At 58.9% G+C, this 18,499-nt stretch carries 22 protein-coding genes; 4 read left to right on the plus strand and 18 right to left on the minus strand.

Going from position 1 to position 18,499, the window contains the following annotated elements; translation table 11 throughout:
- Positions 1-113: 113 nt before the first annotated feature.
- The gene (locus ABLV17_RS01445; RefSeq protein ID WP_348854057.1) at positions 114-611 is read right to left on the minus strand and encodes a DUF2938 domain-containing protein; all 498 of its coding nucleotides are present in this window, start codon (positions 609-611) and stop codon (positions 114-116) included.
- A gap of 74 nt (positions 612-685) precedes the next feature.
- Between ABLV17_RS01445 and ABLV17_RS01450 the strand changes: the two genes are divergently transcribed.
- Positions 686-1,084 (plus strand): helix-turn-helix domain-containing protein, encoded by a 399-nt coding sequence (locus tag ABLV17_RS01450; RefSeq protein WP_348854058.1) that lies wholly within the window; start codon positions 686-688, stop codon positions 1,082-1,084.
- Positions 1,085-1,139: 55 nt separating this feature from the next.
- Here ABLV17_RS01450 and ABLV17_RS01455 read toward each other — a convergent pair whose 3' ends face one another.
- The 12 genes from ABLV17_RS01455 to flgB form a co-directional block, all read right to left on the minus strand.
- Positions 1,140-1,526: a VOC family protein gene (locus tag ABLV17_RS01455; RefSeq protein WP_087858100.1), complete on the minus strand. Its 387-nt coding sequence runs from the start codon at positions 1,524-1,526 to the stop codon at positions 1,140-1,142.
- Positions 1,527-1,715: 189 nt separating this feature from the next.
- Positions 1,716-2,675: a flagellar hook-associated protein FlgL gene (flgL, locus tag ABLV17_RS01460; protein ID WP_087858101.1), complete on the minus strand. Its 960-nt coding sequence runs from the start codon at positions 2,673-2,675 to the stop codon at positions 1,716-1,718.
- 21 nt (positions 2,676-2,696) lie between these two features.
- Positions 2,697-4,346, minus strand: a complete 1,650-nt coding sequence (flgK, locus tag ABLV17_RS01465; protein ID WP_015704937.1) for a flagellar hook-associated protein FlgK — start codon at positions 4,344-4,346, stop codon at positions 2,697-2,699.
- Between the two features lie 182 nt (positions 4,347-4,528).
- Positions 4,529-5,473 (minus strand): flagellar assembly peptidoglycan hydrolase FlgJ, encoded by a 945-nt coding sequence (flgJ, locus tag ABLV17_RS01470; RefSeq protein ID WP_271032298.1) that lies wholly within the window; start codon positions 5,471-5,473, stop codon positions 4,529-4,531.
- Positions 5,473-6,573 (minus strand): flagellar basal body P-ring protein FlgI, encoded by a 1,101-nt coding sequence (locus ABLV17_RS01475; RefSeq protein ID WP_015367323.1) that lies wholly within the window; start codon positions 6,571-6,573, stop codon positions 5,473-5,475. The genes flgJ and ABLV17_RS01475 overlap by 1 nt, the downstream gene beginning before the upstream one ends.
- A gap of 39 nt (positions 6,574-6,612) precedes the next feature.
- Positions 6,613-7,314 carry a flagellar basal body L-ring protein FlgH gene (gene flgH / locus ABLV17_RS01480; protein ID WP_015367324.1) on the minus strand — a complete coding sequence of 234 codons (702 nt, stop codon included), beginning with the start codon at positions 7,312-7,314 and terminating at the stop codon, positions 6,613-6,615.
- 82 nt (positions 7,315-7,396) lie between these two features.
- Positions 7,397-8,179 (minus strand): flagellar basal-body rod protein FlgG, encoded by a 783-nt coding sequence (gene flgG, locus ABLV17_RS01485; protein WP_015367325.1) that lies wholly within the window; start codon positions 8,177-8,179, stop codon positions 7,397-7,399.
- 34 nt (positions 8,180-8,213) lie between these two features.
- Complete coding sequence (locus ABLV17_RS01490) at positions 8,214-8,969, minus strand: flagellar basal body rod protein FlgF (RefSeq protein WP_015704934.1); 756 nt, start codon at positions 8,967-8,969, stop codon at positions 8,214-8,216.
- Between the two features lie 12 nt (positions 8,970-8,981).
- Entirely contained in the window at positions 8,982-10,196 is a 1,215-nt protein-coding gene (gene flgE / locus ABLV17_RS01495) for a flagellar hook protein FlgE (RefSeq protein ID WP_015367327.1), read from the minus strand.
- 45 nt (positions 10,197-10,241) lie between these two features.
- Positions 10,242-10,919 (minus strand): flagellar hook assembly protein FlgD, encoded by a 678-nt coding sequence (gene flgD / locus ABLV17_RS01500; protein WP_015367328.1) that lies wholly within the window; start codon positions 10,917-10,919, stop codon positions 10,242-10,244.
- A gap of 12 nt (positions 10,920-10,931) precedes the next feature.
- A complete protein-coding gene (flgC, locus tag ABLV17_RS01505; RefSeq protein WP_015367329.1) occupies positions 10,932-11,336 on the minus strand; it encodes a flagellar basal body rod protein FlgC in 405 nt (134 codons plus the stop codon).
- Positions 11,337-11,341: 5 nt separating this feature from the next.
- Positions 11,342-11,755 (minus strand): flagellar basal body rod protein FlgB, encoded by a 414-nt coding sequence (gene flgB, locus ABLV17_RS01510; protein WP_015367330.1) that lies wholly within the window; start codon positions 11,753-11,755, stop codon positions 11,342-11,344.
- 159 nt (positions 11,756-11,914) lie between these two features.
- Here flgB and flgA point away from each other — a divergent pair, with 159 nt between their 5' ends.
- The 3 genes from flgA to flgN all read left to right on the plus strand — a co-directional run bounded on the left by flgA (position 11,915) and on the right by flgN (position 13,389).
- A complete protein-coding gene (gene flgA, locus ABLV17_RS01515) occupies positions 11,915-12,565 on the plus strand; it encodes a flagellar basal body P-ring formation chaperone FlgA (protein ID WP_271032297.1) in 651 nt (216 codons plus the stop codon).
- A 63-nt stretch (positions 12,566-12,628) separates the two neighbouring features.
- Positions 12,629-12,952 carry a flagellar biosynthesis anti-sigma factor FlgM gene (gene flgM / locus ABLV17_RS01520; protein ID WP_015367332.1) on the plus strand — a complete coding sequence of 108 codons (324 nt, stop codon included), beginning with the start codon at positions 12,629-12,631 and terminating at the stop codon, positions 12,950-12,952.
- 2 nt (positions 12,953-12,954) lie between these two features.
- The gene (gene flgN, locus ABLV17_RS01525) at positions 12,955-13,389 is read left to right on the plus strand and encodes a flagellar export chaperone FlgN (RefSeq protein WP_162750210.1); all 435 of its coding nucleotides are present in this window, start codon (positions 12,955-12,957) and stop codon (positions 13,387-13,389) included.
- A gap of 223 nt (positions 13,390-13,612) precedes the next feature.
- Here the strand turns inward: flgN and ABLV17_RS01530 are convergent, their stop codons facing one another.
- The 5 genes from ABLV17_RS01530 to cheY form a co-directional block, all read right to left on the minus strand.
- Positions 13,613-14,017 carry a flagellar protein FlhE gene (locus ABLV17_RS01530; RefSeq protein WP_045397788.1) on the minus strand — a complete coding sequence of 135 codons (405 nt, stop codon included), beginning with the start codon at positions 14,015-14,017 and terminating at the stop codon, positions 13,613-13,615.
- On the minus strand, positions 14,017-16,095 hold the full coding sequence (gene flhA / locus ABLV17_RS01535) for a flagellar biosynthesis protein FlhA (protein WP_020079225.1): 2,079 nt from the start codon (positions 16,093-16,095) through the stop codon (positions 14,017-14,019). Before flhA ends, ABLV17_RS01530 begins: the two co-directional genes overlap by 1 nt.
- Positions 16,088-17,239, minus strand: coding sequence for a flagellar biosynthesis protein FlhB (flhB, locus tag ABLV17_RS01540; RefSeq protein WP_063410449.1), 1,152 nt, complete (start codon positions 17,237-17,239; stop codon positions 16,088-16,090). Before flhB ends, flhA begins: the two co-directional genes overlap by 8 nt.
- Positions 17,240-17,389: 150 nt before the next feature.
- Positions 17,390-18,034: a protein phosphatase CheZ gene (gene cheZ, locus ABLV17_RS01545; protein WP_087858106.1), complete on the minus strand. Its 645-nt coding sequence runs from the start codon at positions 18,032-18,034 to the stop codon at positions 17,390-17,392.
- A gap of 10 nt (positions 18,035-18,044) precedes the next feature.
- Positions 18,045-18,434: a chemotaxis response regulator CheY gene (cheY, locus tag ABLV17_RS01550; protein ID WP_213793862.1), complete on the minus strand. Its 390-nt coding sequence runs from the start codon at positions 18,432-18,434 to the stop codon at positions 18,045-18,047.
- Between the last annotated feature and the right edge of the window lie 65 nt (positions 18,435-18,499).

Below are 18,499 nucleotides of genomic sequence, written 5' to 3' on the forward strand. Positions count from 1 at the left end.
CCTACTCTCTGTTTTTACAAAAAGCACGTCTCCGGCGTGTAAAAAGAGTCAGCTGCGATATGCCTGCTATACCAGCATTCGCTGACGGTAAAACGTGTACCAGCAAATACCTATCAAAGTAATGAGCACCATGAAAGTACGCTCGCCGTCAGATACAGCCCAATGCCATAGGCCAGGTGCGCCAGTAGGCTCAGCGAGCGCACCAGCCACGGTCGGGGAGTCCGTGAGGCCGCGATGCCAAAACCAAATGCGGGCTGCAGGATCAAGAACGGCGCCAATAAGGTTACGACCCCTGACAGCAGCGCTGTCGCCAGAGTGGGGGCATAAAACCAATCGGCGCCACTCAACATAAACGGCACAGCCGCAAAAGCGATACCGATTAAATAATGGCATAACCAGCCGGTAAAACGCTCTCCGTGTAGCGGAGGGGTTGCGGTGATGGTGTTATGTCGCACTGTCCCCCGCGCAAGCCATAACGCCCAGCGACCGACCAGCGCATAGTTCAACGGCGCAATCTTGAGTATATGCTTCTGAAAGAGCGACCATAAATCCATGACTAACGTCGCGCCGATCCCCGTTACTAAAATTTGCACAACAACCATGATATTCAATTTATTCTTCCTTTTTATGCGTCAATGCTACTCTGTTGACCAGTGTGCAACTTAAAGTGAGGTTTAAGTCAATCATGAAAGAACTGGATATCCGCGAGGTCGCGACGCTTTCCGGCATTACGCCTTCAGCGCTGCGGTTTTATGAAAAGAAAGGCCTGATCAAGCCGATCGGTCGCCATGGTCTGCGAAGGCAGTACCATGAAAATGTGTTGAGTAAGCTGGAACTGATCGTGCTGGGACAGGCCGCCGGTTTTTCGCTTGCGGAGATAGTCGAGATAGTTAACGCTGACGGCAAGATAGCGATTGATCACCAACGCCTTGAGCAGCGCGCGAAGGAGATTGATAACACCATTCGCCGATTACAGCTGTTAAGTCAGGGGCTAAAACACGCTGCCCGCTGTACTGCGCCGGAACATATGCAATGCCCTGAATTTAAAAAAATTGTGGCAAAGGGCATTAGATTGTTTAAATAAACACTCCAGCACTATGGCTTGATGGATGAGAATTAGCGCATTGAGGCGCAAACCATTATCGCCACGCCTTGTTCTGGAGTACCACCCTGTAGCCATCTGGATCAACGAACGTTTGGCCATTGATATCCCAATAAGGGTTAAAAGAATTCGTCAAGTTAAAGCCTGCTTCGCGCATTCTGGCGCAAGCATCTAACCACCCTTTCTTATCCGGGTAATACAGCACGAGTAGATCCTCCTCCGTCTGCAAGGGTTGTACTGGATGATATTGGCACCAGGTGAATTCTATATGCCAGCCCAATCCCTCTCGCCCTAACATTATTCCATTAAAACCATCGTGATCGTTGAATTCAGCAATTTTGTGTAAGCCCAGTCCCTGGCAGTACATCAAACAGGACCGTGCAAGATCGGTGACGGGTTTGGCGATACGCATATGAGTAAACATCCGGAATTCTCCTTGAGAGGATATGGTGTGAAGGTTGGGATCCGGTTTGAGTTTACACGCTATGAGGTGGTGAATTTGTCGCTGAGAGCCCCCACTTCCACCTGATAAAAAAAGGGCACCTCACCCCGCGTACACAGAGAGAACGGGATGACGTGCCAAGGTGCTAAATGAAAAAGTGGTTATTCGTGATTAGCGATTCATCTGAAACAGAGACATGCCCTGCATATCGCTGAAAGTTTTATAAGATGCCTGCAGCGCCGCCTGCTGCATAAAATAAGAAGAGATAGATTCCGCAAGGTCAGCATCGGTCAGGGCGCTCATCTGCAGCTGGTTGGTCATATCACGCTCTTTACCGATGCTATCGAGCTGATCCATTTCCTGCAGCTGGTTGCCCAGCTCGGCGCGCACGCTCAATACCTTGTTGTAGGAGTTATCGAGGCCGCGGTTGGCCTTCGCCAGCGCATCGTTCACCTGCTGTTTGGTGGCGTCATCGGCCCCCTGCAGCGGCGTTTTCAACGCTTCCAGCGCAATATCGATACTGGCGAACACATCGGCGACCGGCGCGCTGCCGTCCGGCTCTGGCTTCGGATTGCTGGTCAGCGCCATAAATACCGAATTACCGGTATGGCCGATGGTCATCGTACGGTTGGCGTCAACCTTCTGTTCAACGGTTTTATCGCCGCCCTGATAGCTAATCTTGCCGTTGGTATCGACAAACGGCGGCTTATCATTCTCATAGCCGCCAAACAGGTAGCGTCCGTTGCCGTCGGTACTGTTGGCCTGGTTCAGCAGTTGATCCTTCAGCCCCTGTAGCTGGGTCGCCAGCGAATCGCGGTCGTTATCGCTCTCGGTGCCGCCGGCGTTAACGATCAGCGCCTTGATATCAGAAATCGTCGAGGTGGCTCCGGAAAGCACGGTCTCTTCCATCGATACGCTCTGGCGGGCGAAAGTACGCGCCAGGGTGTACTGATTGTTCTCGGCCTGCGATTGCGACAGCATCACCGCCCGCGATGCCGCCAGCGGATCGTCGGAGGGATTAATCACCTTCTTGCCGGTTGAAAGCTGCTCGGCGGCCTTCATAAACAGCGACTGATTGCCGGTGATGCCGGTCATGTTCTGTTGGTACATCATGCTGGTGCTCATGCGCATGCTGTCAGTTCCTCAATACAATCAACGAATATTCAGCAGCGCGTCGAACAGCGAGCTGGCGGTCTGGATCACCTGGGCGTTCGCCATGTAGTACTGCTGGAAACGCAGGAGCTCGCCATACTCTTCGTCGAGGTTTACCCCGGAGAGCGACTGCTGTTGACGGGCCAGTTGGGTGACGATACTGGACTGCGATTCGCTGCTCACCTTCGCGGCGGCGGTCTGGTTGCCCACGCCGCTGACGATCCCGGCGTAGGCGCCGCTAAGCGTTGCTTTGCCATCCACCAGGTTTTTGGTCTGCAGGTCGAGCAGTTTTTTAGCGTTATCGTTATCGCCGCGGCCGCTGTCATCTTTACCGGCGGCGGCGATTTTCGCTGAATCGGTAATCGCCACTTTCAGGTTGCCCGCCACGTCGCTGACCGGCTTCACCGTAAAGCTATCTTTCTGTTGCGGGTTGCCATCAATACTGACTTCGAGTCCATCAAAGCTCAGCGTCGGGTTACCGTCTGCATCTTTACCGGCGGTGGCGTTGACTTTGACGTTGTCCGGCAGACGGCTGACCTGCCAGTTGGCGCCGTCATACTCCACGCGGTAGTCGTTGGCTTTTACCTTGCTGGTATCGGTATACGAGACCGACAGCGAGGCATCGCCGGTATTGCGCGTATTATCAACCACCCGCGCGCCGCTGAAGCTGAAGAAATCGCCCCCCTGCTCACCGTTGAGATCGAAGCCCTCGCGGTGCTGTTGGTTAAAGCTATCGGCCATCGCCAGCGCCAGTTGGCCGAGCTGATTGCGCACGCCGTCCAGCGTCTCGCTGCGAAAACGCAGCACGCCGCTCAGGCTGCCGCTGGTGATCTGCCCTTCCGGCACTTCGCTGGCGCCGCTGCCGCGGTTATAGCCGAGAGTCAGGCGCGAAGGGTCGCTGCTGGAAGGGATCGCTTCCACCTGATAGCTGTTGTTGCCCTGCACCAGGGTCAGGCCGTTGGCGAAGGAGACGGTATAGGCGTCGCCGTCCTGCTGGGTTACCTGAACGCCCACCAGTTGGTTGAGTTCGCTGACCAGCTGATCGCGCTGATCGAGCAGCGCGTTCGGTTCGCCGCTGGCGCTGCCGCGCAGGCGGGTAATCTCATCGTTAAGACGGGCAATCTGCTGGCTATAGCTGTTAATCTGCTGGGCGGTGTCGTTAATTTGCTGATTAACGCCGCTGTCCATGTCGCGCAGATATTTATCGGTATTATTAAACTGGTTGACCAGGCCGTTAGCCTTACCCAGTACCGTCTGGCGCGCCGCGTCGTCGCCGGCGTTGCTCACCAGGTTCTGCAAATTGGTGAAAAAATCCTGCAGGCTCCCCGACAGGGTATTAGTTTTGCTGGCCAGCAGATTATCGATCTGCGAAATCTTTTCGTAGTAGGCGTTCTGCGAACCGGCCGCGCTCTGCGCGCCGCGCAACTGGTTAGTGATGAACTGGTTATATTCGCGGTTCACGCTGGTCACGGTCACGCCGTTACCGATAAAACCGTTCATAGTGGCCAGGCCGCCGTTTTGGGCCAGAATCGCCGTCTGCCGGTTATAACCCGCTACGTTGTAGTTAGAGATATTGTTGCTGACGGTACTGAGCGCCACCTGCGCCGCATTCAGTCCGCTCATCGCCGTATTGATTAAGCTATTGGACATCAGGGTTCCTTATGCTGCCAAGTCAATTCGCTCAGCTTGCCCTTGTTATCGGTCAGAGAAGTAAAAACTTGAGTAAATCTGCCTGCAAAATTCCGCAGCCGCTTTTATGCCGGATGGCGCTACGCTTATCCGGCCTACGCGCTGTGCGATTTGGTAGCCCGGACAAGGCGCGACCTTCGAACCTAGAACAGTTCGTTAATATCCGCGGCATAGGCTTTCACCGCCTGCGCCCCTGCGTGCTTCATCTGCTGAATCACGCTGACCAGCTTGCTGGCGTATTGCGGGTCGGTGGCGTAGCCCGCGCGCTGCAGCTCGTGCGCCGCCTGCTCCGGAGTCGATGCTTCAGCAACCGAGGCATAACGCGGGTTGTTGGTCAGCAGCTTGACGTAATCAGCAATCGCCGAGAAGTAGGAATCGTAGACGCGGAATTTGGCCTTCACCTTCTTCGCCCCCCCCTGTTCAAACTCAGTGGTGGTGATCTCGGTAACCGGCCCCTTCCAGTTGCCCCCGGCCTTAATACCAAACAGGTTGTAGCTCGGCGAGCCGTCGGCTGTCGGGATTTCGCGCTGCCCCCAGCCGGATTCCAGCGCCGCCTGGGCGACAATCAGCTGATGCGGGATCCCGCTGCGCTCACTGGCGGCGCGCGCCGGCATTGACAGACGGGCAACGAAATTGCCGTTGTTGAGCGATAGCGGCGCGGCGGCCGGCGGCGCTTTCGGTACCGCCCGGCGGATCATCTGCTCCAGCGCCTGATTCGGCAGCGTCTGCAGCACCTCATTATCCAGCGCCATCGGCGCGGTGCCCGCCGTTTCGCTGGGGACCGCGTTGGCGTTGCTCATCTGCTTGACCATCATGTCGGCCAGCCCTAATCCCTTTTGCGACATCTGCTGAGCAATCTGCTGATCGTACATCGAGGTGTAGAGCCGGGTCTGGTCGCTGCTGAGTACGCCATCCTGTGGTAGCGCGGCGCGCATGCTCTTTAGCATCATCTGTACAAACATGCCTTCGACCTGCTGCGCCACCTGCTTGAGGTTGCCCTGCGGATCGGCGGCAGCATCGCGCTTCAGGCTGTTCAGCGCCTGGGCGTCATAGGCGGCGCCCGACATCGCCATAACATCGCTGGCCATTAGATAATTTCCAGTTTGGCGCGCAGGCAGCCGGCGCTTTGCATGGCTTGCAGAATCGACATCAAGTCGATTGGCGTCGCTCCCAGCGCGTTCAGCGCGCGCACCACGTTGTTGAGGTTGGCGCTGGCGTTGATTTTCTGCAGTGAACCGCCCTGCTGCTGCATTGAAATCTGGGTATTTGGCGTTACCACCGTCTGGCCGCCGCCAAACGGCGTCGTCGGCTGGCTGACGCTGGTTTGTCTGTCGACCACCACCGACAGGTTGCCCTGAGCCACCGCGCAGGAATCAAGGATCACCTCGCGATTCATCACCACCGAACCGGTACGCGAGTTGATGATCACTTTGGCGTCCATGGCGCCAACGTTAACGTTGATATTCTGGATCTCGGCGAGGAAACGCACCTGCGAGCTATTGCCCTGCGGCACCAGTACCTGAATGGTACGCGCATCGAGTGGCGATGCGGTGCCGCCGCCGCGCTGGCGATTAATCGCATCGCTAATCTGCTGCGCGAGGGTGAAATCTTCATCATTGAGCTGCAGGTTGAGCACCCCACCGCTGCCGAACGTGGTCGGCAGTTCGCGCTCGATGGTGGCGCCGTTGCTGATGCGTCCGCCGGCCAACTGATTGACCTGTACGCTGCTGCCGCCCGCCGCCGCGCCGGCGCCGCCCACCAGCACGTTGCCCTGCGCCAGCGCATAAACCTGGTTATCCACCCCTTTGAGCGGCGTCATCAGCAAGGTCCCGCCGCGCAGGCTTTTGGCGTTGCCCATTGATGAGACCACCACATCGATATTCTGCCCCGCGCGCGCGAAAGGCGGCAGCTTCGCCGTGACCATCACCGCGGCGACGTTCTTAAGCTGCATGTTGGTGCCCGGCGGCACGGTAATACCGAGCTGCGATAGCATGTTGCTCAGGCTTTGGGTGGTAAACGGCGTTTGCATGGTCTGGTCGCCGGAGCCGTCGAGCCCCACCACCAGGCCGTAGCCGATTAAGGCGTTATCTCGCACGCCCTGTACCGTCACCAGATCGCGAATACGCTCCGCCGTCGCCGGTAAGCTGGCCGCGCCGATTAATAGCGCAATGATGAGTTTTTTAACCATGTGAATCTCTTTTCAGTAACAGCGCAAATGGCCCGCTCATTAGTATGGGGAGACGTTGAGGAAGAACCGCTGCAGCCAGCCCATCGTCTGCGCTTCATTGATGTAGCCGTTGCCGACATACTCGATGCGCGCGTCCGCCACCTGCGTTGAGGTAACCGAGTTGCTACCGCTGATGGTGCGCGGGTTAACCACCCCGGAGAAGCGGATGAACTCGGTGCCCTGGTTAATGGCGATCTGTTTTTCCCCCACCACGTGCAGGTTGCCGTTGCTCAACACCTGATTAACGGTGACGGTAATGGTGCCGTTGAAGGTGTTATTGGCGTTCGCCCCGCCTTTACCGCCAAAACTGTTATCGCCGGAAATATCCATATCGGCGCGGGCGTTGCCCAGCAGGCCGTCTAAGTAGCGCGGCGCGGTGGCGACGCCAAACTTGCTGGAACCGTTACGGCTGGCATTGGCGGAAGAACTCTTGCTGGCGCTGACGTTTTCCTGCAGCACGATAGTCAGCGTATCGCCAACGTTGCGCGGGCGGCGGTCCTCAAACAGCGGCTGATAGCCGTAGTTCATCGGCTGCGCGGCCTGAAAAATTGAGCCGTTCGGTACCGGCGCGGTCGGCGGCGCGGGCTGCGCCGAGGTCGAGCCATCGACCAACGGTTTATGCGGAATGTACGCGCAGCCGCTCAGCGTCAGCATCACCATGCCCGCCAGCAAGCGTTGTCCCTGGCGCGGCAGGGTGGCCATCGAATGTGTGGTTACCACGGGGTATCGCCTTTGTTACACCAAAAAAGCGACGGGCGCGGCAGGCGACGCCCGTCATCAAACATTACAGTTGGGTCAGCTTCTGCAGCATCTGATCCGACGTCGAAACCGCTTTGCTGTTGATCTCATAGGCGCGCTGGGTCTGGATCATATTGACGAGCTCTTCCGCCACATTGACGTTAGAGGTCTCGACATAACCCTGGTAGAGCATACCGGCGCCGTTCAGGCCCGGTGTGCTCTCATTCGGCGCGCCGGAGCTTTCAGTTTCCTGGTAGAGGTTCTCGCCCACGCTTTCAAGGCCGCTGTCGTTAATAAAGGTGGTTAACGTCAGTTGCCCGACCTGCTGGGCGGCAGTCTGACCCTGCTGGGTGACGCTCACGATGCCATCGCGGGCGATGGTAATGGTCAACGCGTTGGCCGGAATAGTGATCGCCGGCTGCACCTGGAAGCCGCTGGCGGTCACCAGTTGGCCGTTCTGATCGATCTGGAACGAGCCGTCGCGGGTGTAAGCCTGGCTGCCGTCCGGCAGCAGCACCTGGAAGAAGCCCTGGCCTTTAATCGCCACGTCTTTGCTGTTGTTGGTCTGCGACAGGTTGCCCTGGCTATGCAGACGCTCGGTGGCGACCGGGCGCACGCCGGTACCGATCTGCAGGCCGGAAGGCAGCGTGGTCTGTTCGGAGGACTGCGCCCCCGGCTGGCGCATGGTCTGATACAGCAGGTCTTCAAATACCGCGCGCTGGCGTTTAAAACCGTTGGTGCTGACGTTCGCCAGGTTGTTGGCGATCACGTCCATATTGGTCTGCTGCGCATCAAGACCGGTTTTCGCAATCCATAAAGAGGGAATCATTGGTTATTTCCTTTGGCCGCGGGCCGACTGGCTATCAGCTTACTGACAGCAGAGAGTTCGCCCGCTGTTCGTTCTCATCCACGCTGTGGATGACCTTCATTTGCATTTCAAAGCGACGGGCGTTGGCGATCATGTCGACCATGGTCTCCATCGGCTTGACGTTACTGCCCTCCAGCACGCCGGGCATGACCCGCACCTGCGGATCGTTAGCCAACAAGTTGCCGCGGCGCTGCTGGGTTTCCGGGGTTAAGCGGAACAGGCCGTCATCGCCGCGCATTACTTCGCGCGCGTCGGCTTTCACCAGCTTCAGGCGGCCAATTTGCGCGATGGTGTTCGGCGGATCGCCGGGGTTCAGCGCCGAAATCGTGCCGTCGGCGGCGATAGTGATTTCCGCCGACGGCGGTACCTCAATCGGCCCGCCGTCGCCCTGCAGCGGCATTCCCTGCACCGTCAACTGACCGTTAGCTGAAACCTGAATGCTGCCGTTGCGGGTATAGGCTTCGCCGCCGCCCGGCAGGCTGAGTGCCAGAAAACCGTCCTGCTGCAGCGCCACATCCAGCGGGCGCCCGGTGTAGTTCAGCGCCCCCTGGCTCATATCGGCGCCCGGCGTCGAGGCCGCCACCAGCGTGCGGGTGGCGAGGCTCGGCCCGTCAACCGGCACCGCGCGTAGCGCGGCGAGCTGGGCGCGAAAGCCCGGCGTCGAGGCGTTGGCGAGATTGTTGGCGGTAATCGACTGTTGCTCCAGCGTCTGGCGCGCGGCGCCCATCGCGGTATAAATCGCGTGATCCATAACTCAGTTCCGTTAGCGCAGGCTGACCAGCGTCTGCAGGATCGAATCCTGCGTCTTGATGGTCTGGGCGTTGGACTGATAGTTACGCTGGGCGACAATCATGTTCACCAGCTCCTGGCTCAGGTCGACGTTGGACGACTCCAGCGCGCCGCTGGTCAGTTTGCCAAAACCGCCGCCGCCGGAGAGTCCCACGCGTGGCTGGCCGGACGCGCCGGTCTCCTGCCAGACGTTATCGCCCTGCGACGCCAGCCCTTCCGGGTTGGAGAAGTTGGCCATCACAATCTGCCCCAGGACCTGGGTCTGCTGGTTGGAGTAAATACCGACGACGGTACCGTCATCATTAATCTGGAAGTTGGTGTATTCGCCGGCGGCATAACCATCCTGCGCCACTTTACTCACCGAATCGCTACCGACGTTCTGCTGCATACTACCGGCGAAGCTAAGCGTGAAGTTCTGCGCCGGTGCGCCGTCTTTCGCGCTCATCGGAATGGTCATGCTGAACTCGCCCGCCTGGCCGTTAACGCTCACCAGGTTGCCGCTGGTATTGAACTCCATGGTGCCCGCGCTGACCGCAGCCGCGCTGCCGTCCTGGGTATAGACCTGCCATTTGTTATCGTCGGTTTTCACGAAATAGGCGTTGATGTTGTGGGCGTTACCCAGCGAATCGTAGGCGGTGATGGTGTTGACGTAGTTGTAGCTGTCCTGCTTCGCCGGGTCGAAGGTCTTGTTCTCCGGCACTTTATGCGTGGACTTCAGGTTGGCGACCATTTCACCGGAAGTCGACGCTTTGGCGTTCATCATCCCTTCCGGAATGCTCAGCGGTACCGGGTTGGCGCCCTGCTGAATGGTCGGCGGCGTGCCGGCGGCCGGATAGCCGGTAAGCTGCAGCCCCTGCATATTGGTCAGATTGCGGTTTTCGTCCAGCTTAAACTGACCGTTGCGGGTATAGAAAATACCGCCGTCTTTATCCTGCATGCGGAAGAAGCCGTTGCCGTTGATCGCCACATCCAGCGCGCGGCTGGTGCCGGTGGTGGTGCCGCCTTTAAAATTCTGGGTGATCCCGGAAACTTTAACCCCCAGTCCGACCTGCGAACCGGCAAACATATCGGCGAACGACACGCTGCCGGATTTGAAACCCGCGGTCGCGGAGTTAGCGATGTTGTTGCCAATCACGTCGAGATTGGTGGCCGCCGCGTTTAAGCCGCTGACTGCCTGAGAAAAGGCCATGTTACTCTCCAAATATTTAGGGTATCGATAAAATCCAGATGCGAATTACAGGATCTGCCGCACTTCCTCGAGGCTGGCGTTACCGGCCAGGCCGAGATCCAGCTTCGCGCCGTTGCTGTCGTTAATCACGCCGTTAACCATGCCGAAGTGCAGGCTGCGCGCCACCAGTTGCTCGCCGTTGCCCTTGGCGTTAATCGCCACTTTATAGGCGCCGTCCGGCGCGGCGGTACCATCATCCAGCGAGCCGTCCCAGGTGAAGGCGTGCACACCGGCGGTGAGGCCGCCAATCTCAATGGTCCGCACCACCTGGCCGTTGGCGTTGGTAATGGTTGCCGTGACCTGATCGGCGGCCCGTTCCAGCTCGACGCCAAACGGCGTGGTGCTGACCTGCCCTTCTTTACTGCCGACCAGAATGTTATTACCCGGTACCATCACGCCGTGGCCGATCAGCGCGCTGGCCTGCAGCGACTGGTTGCTGTTGATCTGCCCGGAGATCGCGCCAAGGGTGGTGTTGAGTTTTTCGATGCCCTGTACGGTATTAATCTGCGCCAGCTGCGAGGTCAGCTCGTTGTTCTGCATCGGGTTGGTCGGGTCCTGATTTTTCAACTGCGCCACCAGCAACGTCAGGAAGCTGTTATGCAGATCCTGGCTGGTGCTGCTTTTGCTGGCGGAATCAAGAACCGCGTTATTGGTCGATTCATTGGTGGTTGCGGCGATAGCCATCGGGATCTCCGGTTACTGACCCAACGTCAGGGTTTTCATCATCATCGACTTAGTGGTGTTGAGCACTTCGACGTTGGCCTGATAGCTGCGGGAGGCGGAGATGGTGTTAACCATTTCACTCACCACATCGACGTTCGGCATCCGCACATAACCCTTAGCATCAGCCAACGGGTTGCCCGGTTGATAAACCATCCGCGCGGGCGCCGGGTCATCGACCACCTGCGAGACGCGCACGCCGCCGGTCTGCTGCCCTGGCGCCGCGGCCACTTCGAACACCACCTGCTTCGCGCGATAGGGTTCGCCATCCGGGCCGGTGACGCTATCGGCGTTGGCCATATTGCTGGCGCTGACGTTCATCCGCTGCGACTGGGCCGAGAGCGCCGAGCCGGAGATATCAAAAATATTGAGTAAAGACATTCGCCTTATCCTTGTTGCAGCACCGACATCATCCCTTTGATCTGACCGTTGAGCAGCGTCAGGTCGGTCTGATATTTCAGGCTGTTGTCAGCGAAGTTGGTGCGTTCGCGATCCATGTCCACCGTGTTGCCGTCCATCGACGGCTGGTCCGGCACCCGGAACAGCAGATCCAGCTCCGGCGGCTGCATGGTTTGCGCCGGAATATGACGCGCCGCCGTCAGGTTAAGCGCCATGCCGTTGCCGTTTACCCGCCCCTGTTGCAGGACTTTATTCAGTTGGCTGGCGAAATCGATATCCCGCGCCTGATAGCCCGGCGTGTCTGCGTTGGCGATATTGGCGGCCAGTATTTCCTGGCGCTGGGCGCGCAGGTTCAGCGCCTCCTGGCCAAAACGCAGAGCAGCGTCCAGTTTGTCGAGCATGCTCCCTCCGCAAGGTTAGAATTTGGAGCCGACAGCATAAACGCCCCCTGCGCCAACCTATCGCGGGAATAGGGGCAAAATGGAGCGCTATTTATCTGTTTAGTCCCTCAGGGCAGCCGTTACACTTAACCCCTTTCCGGGTGGCGTGAGGGGAACGCGATGAAAAGTAAAATCCTGCTGGTCGGCCTGCTGTGCAGCCTGAGCGCCCGCGCCGACACGCTGGCGACGCAAATCGAAAGCTTCATTAAAAGCAAATTCAACGATAATGCCGTGGAGGTGAAAGTGCTGGTGCGCACGCCGCCCGCCCAGTGGCCGCCGTGTGAATTACCGCAGCTGTCGCTGCCGCCCAATGCGCGAATCGGCGGCAATATCAGCGTCTCTGCCCGCTGCGGGCAGGAGCGGCGGTTTATTCAGACCCAGGTGCAGGTATTTGGCCGTTATCTGACGGTGGCGCGCGGTATTAGCGGCGGAACGCCGCTGACCCCAGCGGATGTGGTGCTAAAATCAGGCAGGCTCGATACCCTGCCGCCGCGTACGCTGACCGACAGCAAAAAAGCGCTGGGCGCCGTGACGCTGCGGAATATCAGCCCAGGCCAACCGCTGACGCTGTCCATGCTGCGTCGCGCTTGGGTGATCAAAGCCGGTCAGCCGGTACAGGTCATGGCCGAGGGCGATGGCTTTAGCATCAGCGGTTCCGGTAAAGCAATGAATAACGCGGCAGCCGAAGATAGCGTGCGCGTGCGCATGGTTTCCGGCAAAATCGTCAGCGGTATCGCCGGGGAGGATGGCGCCATCCGTATTACGTTATAAAAAAGTAAAGGTTTGCCAGCCCCTGCCGATAACCCCATTAGAAACCCATTTTGGAGATGGACCATGAGTATCGATCGCACCCAGCGGTTACAGCCGGTTTCCACGGTGCAGCCGCGTGAAACCCCGGCCGACAACCCGCTTCAGCCGCGTAAGGCCGCCGCGGCGGAAACCGCCGTTAGCGCCACCAAAGTGAAACTGAGCGATGCGCAGGCGCGGCTGATGCAGCCAGGCACCCAGGATATTGATATGAACCGGGTCGAGGCCATCAAACAGGCGATTCGTAGCGGCGAACTGAAAATGGACGCGGGCAAAATCGCCGACGCCCTGCTGCAGGATGCGCACAACGATATCCAGCGCCTTGCCGGTAGCAAAACAGATAAGGCCTGATGATGGACAGATTACGCACTCTGCTGGATAAACTGGCGGAAACCCTGCGGGCGCTGGATGACGTGCTGGCGCAAGAGCAACAGTTGCTGTGTGCGGATGAACTGCCCGGCGTAGCGCTGCAGCGCGTCACCGATAGCAAGAGTCAACTGCTAGCGACGGTAGCCTGGCTTGAACAACAGCGTCCGGCGCTGGAAGCTAACCTTGCGCTACGCGCGCCTTACCCCGGCCATGAAAGCTTCGGCGAAAGCTGGCGGCAGATCCAACAGTTAAGCCAGAGCCTGCGTGAAAAGAATCAGCATAACGGCCTGTTGCTCAATCAACAGATCGCCCATAACCAGCAGGCGCTGGCAATTCTTAGCAAGAATAATAAATCGCTGTACGGGCCGGATGGCCAGTCGCGCACCGCGAGTCTGCTGGGCCGTAAAATCGGCGTCTGAATTCCTTTCTCTGTATTTCCCCCATGGCGACGGTTACCCGTAGCGCCGTTTTTTGTCAGGTGGCGCTACGCTTACCTGACCTACGCCGGCATGTGATCTGTAGGCCCGCGCAAGCGTAGCGCCGCCGGGCAATAACCGCGGATAACGAGCCATTTTCGCGCCGGATGGCGGCTGCGCCTTATCCGGCCTACGGTCTGTATTAATACAAAACTTTCCCCCGCGACTACTGATAATTAACGATAACCTGATTGGCAATCGCCCGCAGCGGCGGGTTTAACGGCCCGCGGGTCTGTACGGAATAGACAAACCGCAGCGGCCCTTCTGCCGCCTCGCCTGCCAACGCGTGGCTGGTACCGCTGGCGCTGGTCAGCGGAATACAGCGATTCAGGCTACATAAATGCACCTGCAGCCCCGCCGGCTCCGCTGACAGCAGACGATAGCGCCAGCTAACGGTCTCGATGCGCGCATTGCCGCCGGGTAGCGTATTGGGCGGCAGCAGCGCGGCGGAAGAATCACTCATCCCGCCCTGTTCAAGAGTGACGCCGGGCCCTTCGGCAATCCATGAGCCCGACGCCGCGCCGGCGGCAACCGGCAATAAAAGGCACAATAAAGGAAGAAAGCGCGTCATCAGGCCGCTCCAATGGTTGAGGTCATGCGAATCTGGCGATCGTCGTTGATCTCCAGGTTGGAAAGCACCGCCATCTGCGGCAGGCTACGACGCAGGAAGCGCGCCAGTAGCGGGCGCAGCGCGTGGTTAACCAGCAGCACCGGCGGCGCGCTGAGCATCTCCTGGCGCTGCAGCGCCTGCCGCGCCTGCTCAAGCAGGCGGTCGGCAAGCCCCGGTTCGAGACCGCCGCCTCCCTGCAGCGCCTGTAGCAGCAGTCGTTCCAGTTGGGTATCCAGGCCGATAACCTGAATTTCGCCGTTGCCGGGGAACCACTGCTGGGCAATGGCCCGCCCCAGCGCCACGCGCACGACGGTGGTCAGCTCGTAAGGATCGCTTTGCGTCGGCGCATGCTCCGCCAGCGTCTCGATAATGGTACGCATATCGCGGATCGATACCCGCTCGGCCAGCAGGTTCTGCAACACCTTATGCAGCGTGGTCAGCGACACCACGCCCGGTACGAAATCTTCGGTCAGCTTCGGCATCTCCTGCGACACGCGGTCGAGCAGTTGCTGCGTCTCCTGGCGGCCAAACAGTTCGCTGGCGAACTGGCCGATGAGGTGGTTGAGATGGGTTGCCACCACCGTACTGGCCTCCACCACCGTATAGCCCTGGATTTGCGCCTGCTCGCGCAACGCGCTATCGATCCACACCGCCTCCAGACCGAAGGCCGGATCGATGGTTTTATCCCCCGCCAGCTCGCCGATGGCATTGCCGGGGTTAATCGCCAGCCAGCGCCCAGGCTGCGCTTCGCCGCTGCCAATTTCCACTCCTTTCATCAGAATGCGGTAGCGGGCGGGCGCCAGTTCAAGGTTATCGCGAATATGCACCACCGGCGGCAGATATCCCATCTCCTGGGCGAATTTCTTGCGGATCCCGCGGATTCGCCCCAGCAGCTCGCCATTTTGCTGAAAATCGACCATCGGGATTAGCCGGTAGCCCACTTCCATACCCAGCGGATCTTCCAACTGGACATCGGCCCAGCTGGCTTCCGCTGCCTGGGTATTCTCCTGCACGATGGGTTCGTCGGCGGCTTTCGGCGCCTGTTTTTCACGGCCGCGCAGCCACCAGGCCAGCCCGAGCAGCGCGGCGGTAAATAGCAGGAAAACCAGGTTCGGCATCCCGGGCACCAGCCCCAGCAGCCCAAGTACCGCGGCACACAGCAGCATGACCTTTGGGTTATTGAATAGCTGGCCGACCATCTGTTCGCCGACATCCTGATCGGTCGCCACCCGGGTAACGATGACCCCGGCGGCGGTAGAGATCACCAGCGCCGGGATTTGCGCCACCAGCCCGTCGCCGATGGTCAGCAAGGTGTAGCTTTCCGCCGCCGCGCCCAGCTCCATACCGTGCTGCACCACGCCGACCAGCAGTCCGCCGACCACGTTAATCACCATAATCATTAGCCCGGCGATGGCATCGCCGCGAACAAACTTGCTGGCGCCGTCCATCGAACCGTAGAAGTCGGCTTCCTGCGTGACTTCGGCGCGGCGTTTTTTCGCCTCTTCTTCGCCGATAAGCCCGGCGTTCATGTCGGCATCGATCGCCATCTGCTTACCCGGCATGCCGTCGAGCACGAAACGCGCCCCCACTTCGGCGATACGCCCGGCGCCTTTGGTGATAACCATGAAGTTGATCAGTACGAGAATGATAAACACCACGATACCGATGGCGAAATTACCGCCGACCAGGAAGTGACCGAAGGCCTCCACGACCCGCCCCGCGGCGGCGGCCCCGGTGTGCCCTTCCATCAAAATGATGCGCGTCGAGGCGACGTTGAGCGACAGGCGCAGCAGCGTCGAGAACAGCAGAATGGTCGGAAACGCGGCGAAGTCCAGCGTGCGCTGGGTAAACATCGCCACCAGCAGCACCATAATCGACAACGCGATATTGAAGGTGAAAAGCAGGTCGAGAATAAACGCCGGCAGCGGCAGCACCATCATCGACAAAATCAGCAGGATCAAGATTGGGCCTGCCAGCACCTGCCATTGTGTATCTTTAACATTCCCTGGCAAACGCAGCAGGGAGGCCAAATTAGCCATCAGAGTCACTCTCTTTTGCAAAATCCAGTGCTTCCGGCACCGGTAAACGTTGAGGTTTTTTCGGGATCAGGCCGCCCTCGCGCCGCCAGCGGCGCAGCTGATAAACCCAGGCCAGCACTTCGGCGACCGCGGCATAGAGGGTGGCGGGAATATGCTGGCCGATCTCGCTATGGCGATAGAGCGCGCGGGCCAGCGGCGGCGCTTCCAGCATCGGAATGCGGTGTTGCGCCCCCAGCTCGCGAATACGCAGCGCAATCTCCCCCGCCCCTTTAGCCAGCACCTTCGGCGCACTCATTTTTTTATCGTTGTATTGCAGAGCCACGGCATAGTGGGTCGGGTTAGTGACGATCACGTCCGCTTTCGGCACATCAGCCATCATCCGTCGCTGGGCAATCGCCCGCTGCTGTTGGCGGATCCGCCCTTTAACATGCGGGTCGCCTTCCTGATCTTTGAATTCGTCGCGAATATCCTGTTTGGTCATCTTCAGCTTTTTGAAGTGGCTCCACAGCTGATAAAAAACGTCAAATGCCACCATCGGCGTCAATCCGAGCACCACCAGAAATCCGCAATAGAGGATCATCTGCAGCGCATTGGCCAACGCGTCGAGCGGCTGTTGGGTCATCAGATGCAGCATCGCCGCCCAGTTGTGCCACAGGTACAGCCCGGTTACCCAGCCGACCAGCGTGGCTTTGAGGATCCCTTTTAACAGCTCCGCCAGCACCTGAGTGGAGAACATGCGTTTCAGACCAGAAAGCGGATTCAGCCGTTTAAGATCGAATTTGAGCGACTTGGCGCTGAATAAAATGCCGCCAAGCAGCATTGGCGCAGCCAGCGCCACCAGCACCAGCCCGGCCATTACCGGCAGCAATGCCAGCACCGCCTGACGCAGCAGCATTCCCAGTTGGCGCAGCATTTGTTTGTCATTGCTGACCATTCCGTGGTCGAAATGCAGACCCTGCGTCAGCATCTCCGCCAGTTGGCGAGTGATATTGCTGCCGGACATCAGGATAATGGCGAGCCCGGCCACCAGCATCAGCACCGAGGTCAGCTCGCGCGAGCGCGGGATCTGGCCCTCTTCACGCGCCTTCTCCAACCGGTGGGCGGTGGGGGCCTCGCTTTTTTCCAGATCGCTGTCTTCGGCCAAGCCTGCAGTTCCTGTGTCGGGAGGGTAAAGAATGGCGGTCAGCATGCCAAAAAATTGGCGAAGTCATTGGCGGAACAACGGCGAAAAAGAGGGGTTATTTCACGGATGAGGGAAAGGAGGCTGGGGCGCAGCATCCTGCGCCCCGCCTGGTCAGAAACCGAGACTATCGAGCAGATCGTCAACCTGCGCCTGGTTGGCGATGACACCGACGCCGTTCTGGTCAAGCTGCGGGCCGTTGAGCAGGCTATCGTTGGCCCGTTTCTCTTTCACCGGCGGTTCCGGCATGTTTTCCATCAGCACCATCAGCAGCTGCTTTTCAATTTCCTGCACCACGTCCATCATGCGCTTGATAACCTGACCGGTCAGGTCCTGGAAATCCTGCGCCATCATGATTTCCATCAGTTGGGCGTTGGTAAAGGAAGTATGGCCCGGCACCCGATCCAGATACTCACGGGTGTCGGTCACCAGCGCGCGCGCGTCGTCCAGTTCGATCGGATTAGCGAACCACTCATCCCAGCGCGATTTTAGCGCGCTGGCGCCGGACTCCAGTTCGGCCTGGCGCGGCTGCGCCGCCTCCACGCAGCTCAACGCCCGTTCCGCCGCCTGCGCCGTCATGGTGACAACGTAATCAAGACGGTCGCGGGCATCCGGGATCGCCTCGGCCGCCTGGGCAATCGCCTGATCGAGCCCCAGCTCGCGCATGCTGTCGCGCAGCATGCGGGTGAGCTGGCCGATACGGGAGATTATCTCTCCCGCGGTCGCTGCATCGCTGGCAGGCATTGGAATCTCTCTCATCGCCCTCTCCTTACATGCCCAATTTTTCGAAAATCTTGTTGAGCTTTTCTTCCAGCGTCGCCGCCGTAAAAGGTTTCACCACATAACCGCTGGCGCCTGCCTGCGCGGCGGCAATAATATTTTCTTTTTTCGCTTCCGCCGTCACCATCAGTACCGGCATCGCCGCCAGCGCGCTATCTGCACGAATGGTTTGCAACAGTTCCAGACCGTCGACGTTGGGCATATTCCAGTCGGAGACCACGAAATCAAAGCTGCTGGCCCGCAGCTTATTTAGCGCGTCTGCGCCATCTTCCGCCTCTTCGACGTTGTTGAAACCGAGCTCTTTAAGCAAATTTCTGATGATACGACGCATGGTGGAAAAGTCGTCGACGACCAGAAAACGGAGATTCTTATCTGCCATTACTACCCCTGAACAGTGTCATTTTTAACTCACGTCACACCACGCCGCCGGGACATCCCGGCGGC

This window comes from Klebsiella sp. CN_Kp091 (assembly GCF_040065095.1).
Taxonomy (GTDB): domain Bacteria; phylum Pseudomonadota; class Gammaproteobacteria; order Enterobacterales; family Enterobacteriaceae; genus Klebsiella; species Klebsiella aerogenes.

Coding starts and splice junctions, on each gene's coding strand:
- ABLV17_RS01450 (WP_348854058.1), top strand. CDS start 686: ATGAAAGAACTGGATATCCGCGAGGTCGCGACGCTTTCCGGCATTACG.
- ABLV17_RS01455 (WP_087858100.1), bottom strand. CDS start 1,526: ATGTTTACTCATATGCGTATCGCCAAACCCGTCACCGATCTTGCACGG.
- flgL (WP_087858101.1), bottom strand. CDS start 2,675: ATGCGCATGAGCACCAGCATGATGTACCAACAGAACATGACCGGCATC.
- flgK (WP_015704937.1), bottom strand. CDS start 4,346: ATGTCCAATAGCTTAATCAATACGGCGATGAGCGGACTGAATGCGGCG.
- flgJ (WP_271032298.1), bottom strand. CDS start 5,473: ATGGCCAGCGATGTTATGGCGATGTCGGGCGCCGCCTATGACGCCCAG.
- ABLV17_RS01475 (WP_015367323.1), bottom strand. CDS start 6,573: ATGGTTAAAAAACTCATCATTGCGCTATTAATCGGCGCGGCCAGCTTA.
- flgH (WP_015367324.1), bottom strand. CDS start 7,314: ATGGCCACCCTGCCGCGCCAGGGACAACGCTTGCTGGCGGGCATGGTG.
- flgG (WP_015367325.1), bottom strand. CDS start 8,179: ATGATTCCCTCTTTATGGATTGCGAAAACCGGTCTTGATGCGCAGCAG.
- ABLV17_RS01490 (WP_015704934.1), bottom strand. CDS start 8,969: ATGGATCACGCGATTTATACCGCGATGGGCGCCGCGCGCCAGACGCTG.
- flgE (WP_015367327.1), bottom strand. CDS start 10,196: ATGGCCTTTTCTCAGGCAGTCAGCGGCTTAAACGCGGCGGCCACCAAT.
- flgD (WP_015367328.1), bottom strand. CDS start 10,919: ATGGCTATCGCCGCAACCACCAATGAATCGACCAATAACGCGGTTCTT.
- flgC (WP_015367329.1), bottom strand. CDS start 11,336: ATGTCTTTACTCAATATTTTTGATATCTCCGGCTCGGCGCTCTCGGCC.
- flgB (WP_015367330.1), bottom strand. CDS start 11,755: ATGCTCGACAAACTGGACGCTGCTCTGCGTTTTGGCCAGGAGGCGCTG.
- flgA (WP_271032297.1), top strand. CDS start 11,915: ATGAAAAGTAAAATCCTGCTGGTCGGCCTGCTGTGCAGCCTGAGCGCC.
- flgM (WP_015367332.1), top strand. CDS start 12,629: ATGAGTATCGATCGCACCCAGCGGTTACAGCCGGTTTCCACGGTGCAG.
- flgN (WP_162750210.1), top strand. CDS start 12,955: ATGGACAGATTACGCACTCTGCTGGATAAACTGGCGGAAACCCTGCGG.
- ABLV17_RS01530 (WP_045397788.1), bottom strand. CDS start 14,017: ATGACGCGCTTTCTTCCTTTATTGTGCCTTTTATTGCCGGTTGCCGCC.
- flhA (WP_020079225.1), bottom strand. CDS start 16,095: ATGGCTAATTTGGCCTCCCTGCTGCGTTTGCCAGGGAATGTTAAAGAT.
- cheZ (WP_087858106.1), bottom strand. CDS start 18,034: ATGAGAGAGATTCCAATGCCTGCCAGCGATGCAGCGACCGCGGGAGAG.
- cheY (WP_213793862.1), bottom strand. CDS start 18,434: ATGGCAGATAAGAATCTCCGTTTTCTGGTCGTCGACGACTTTTCCACC.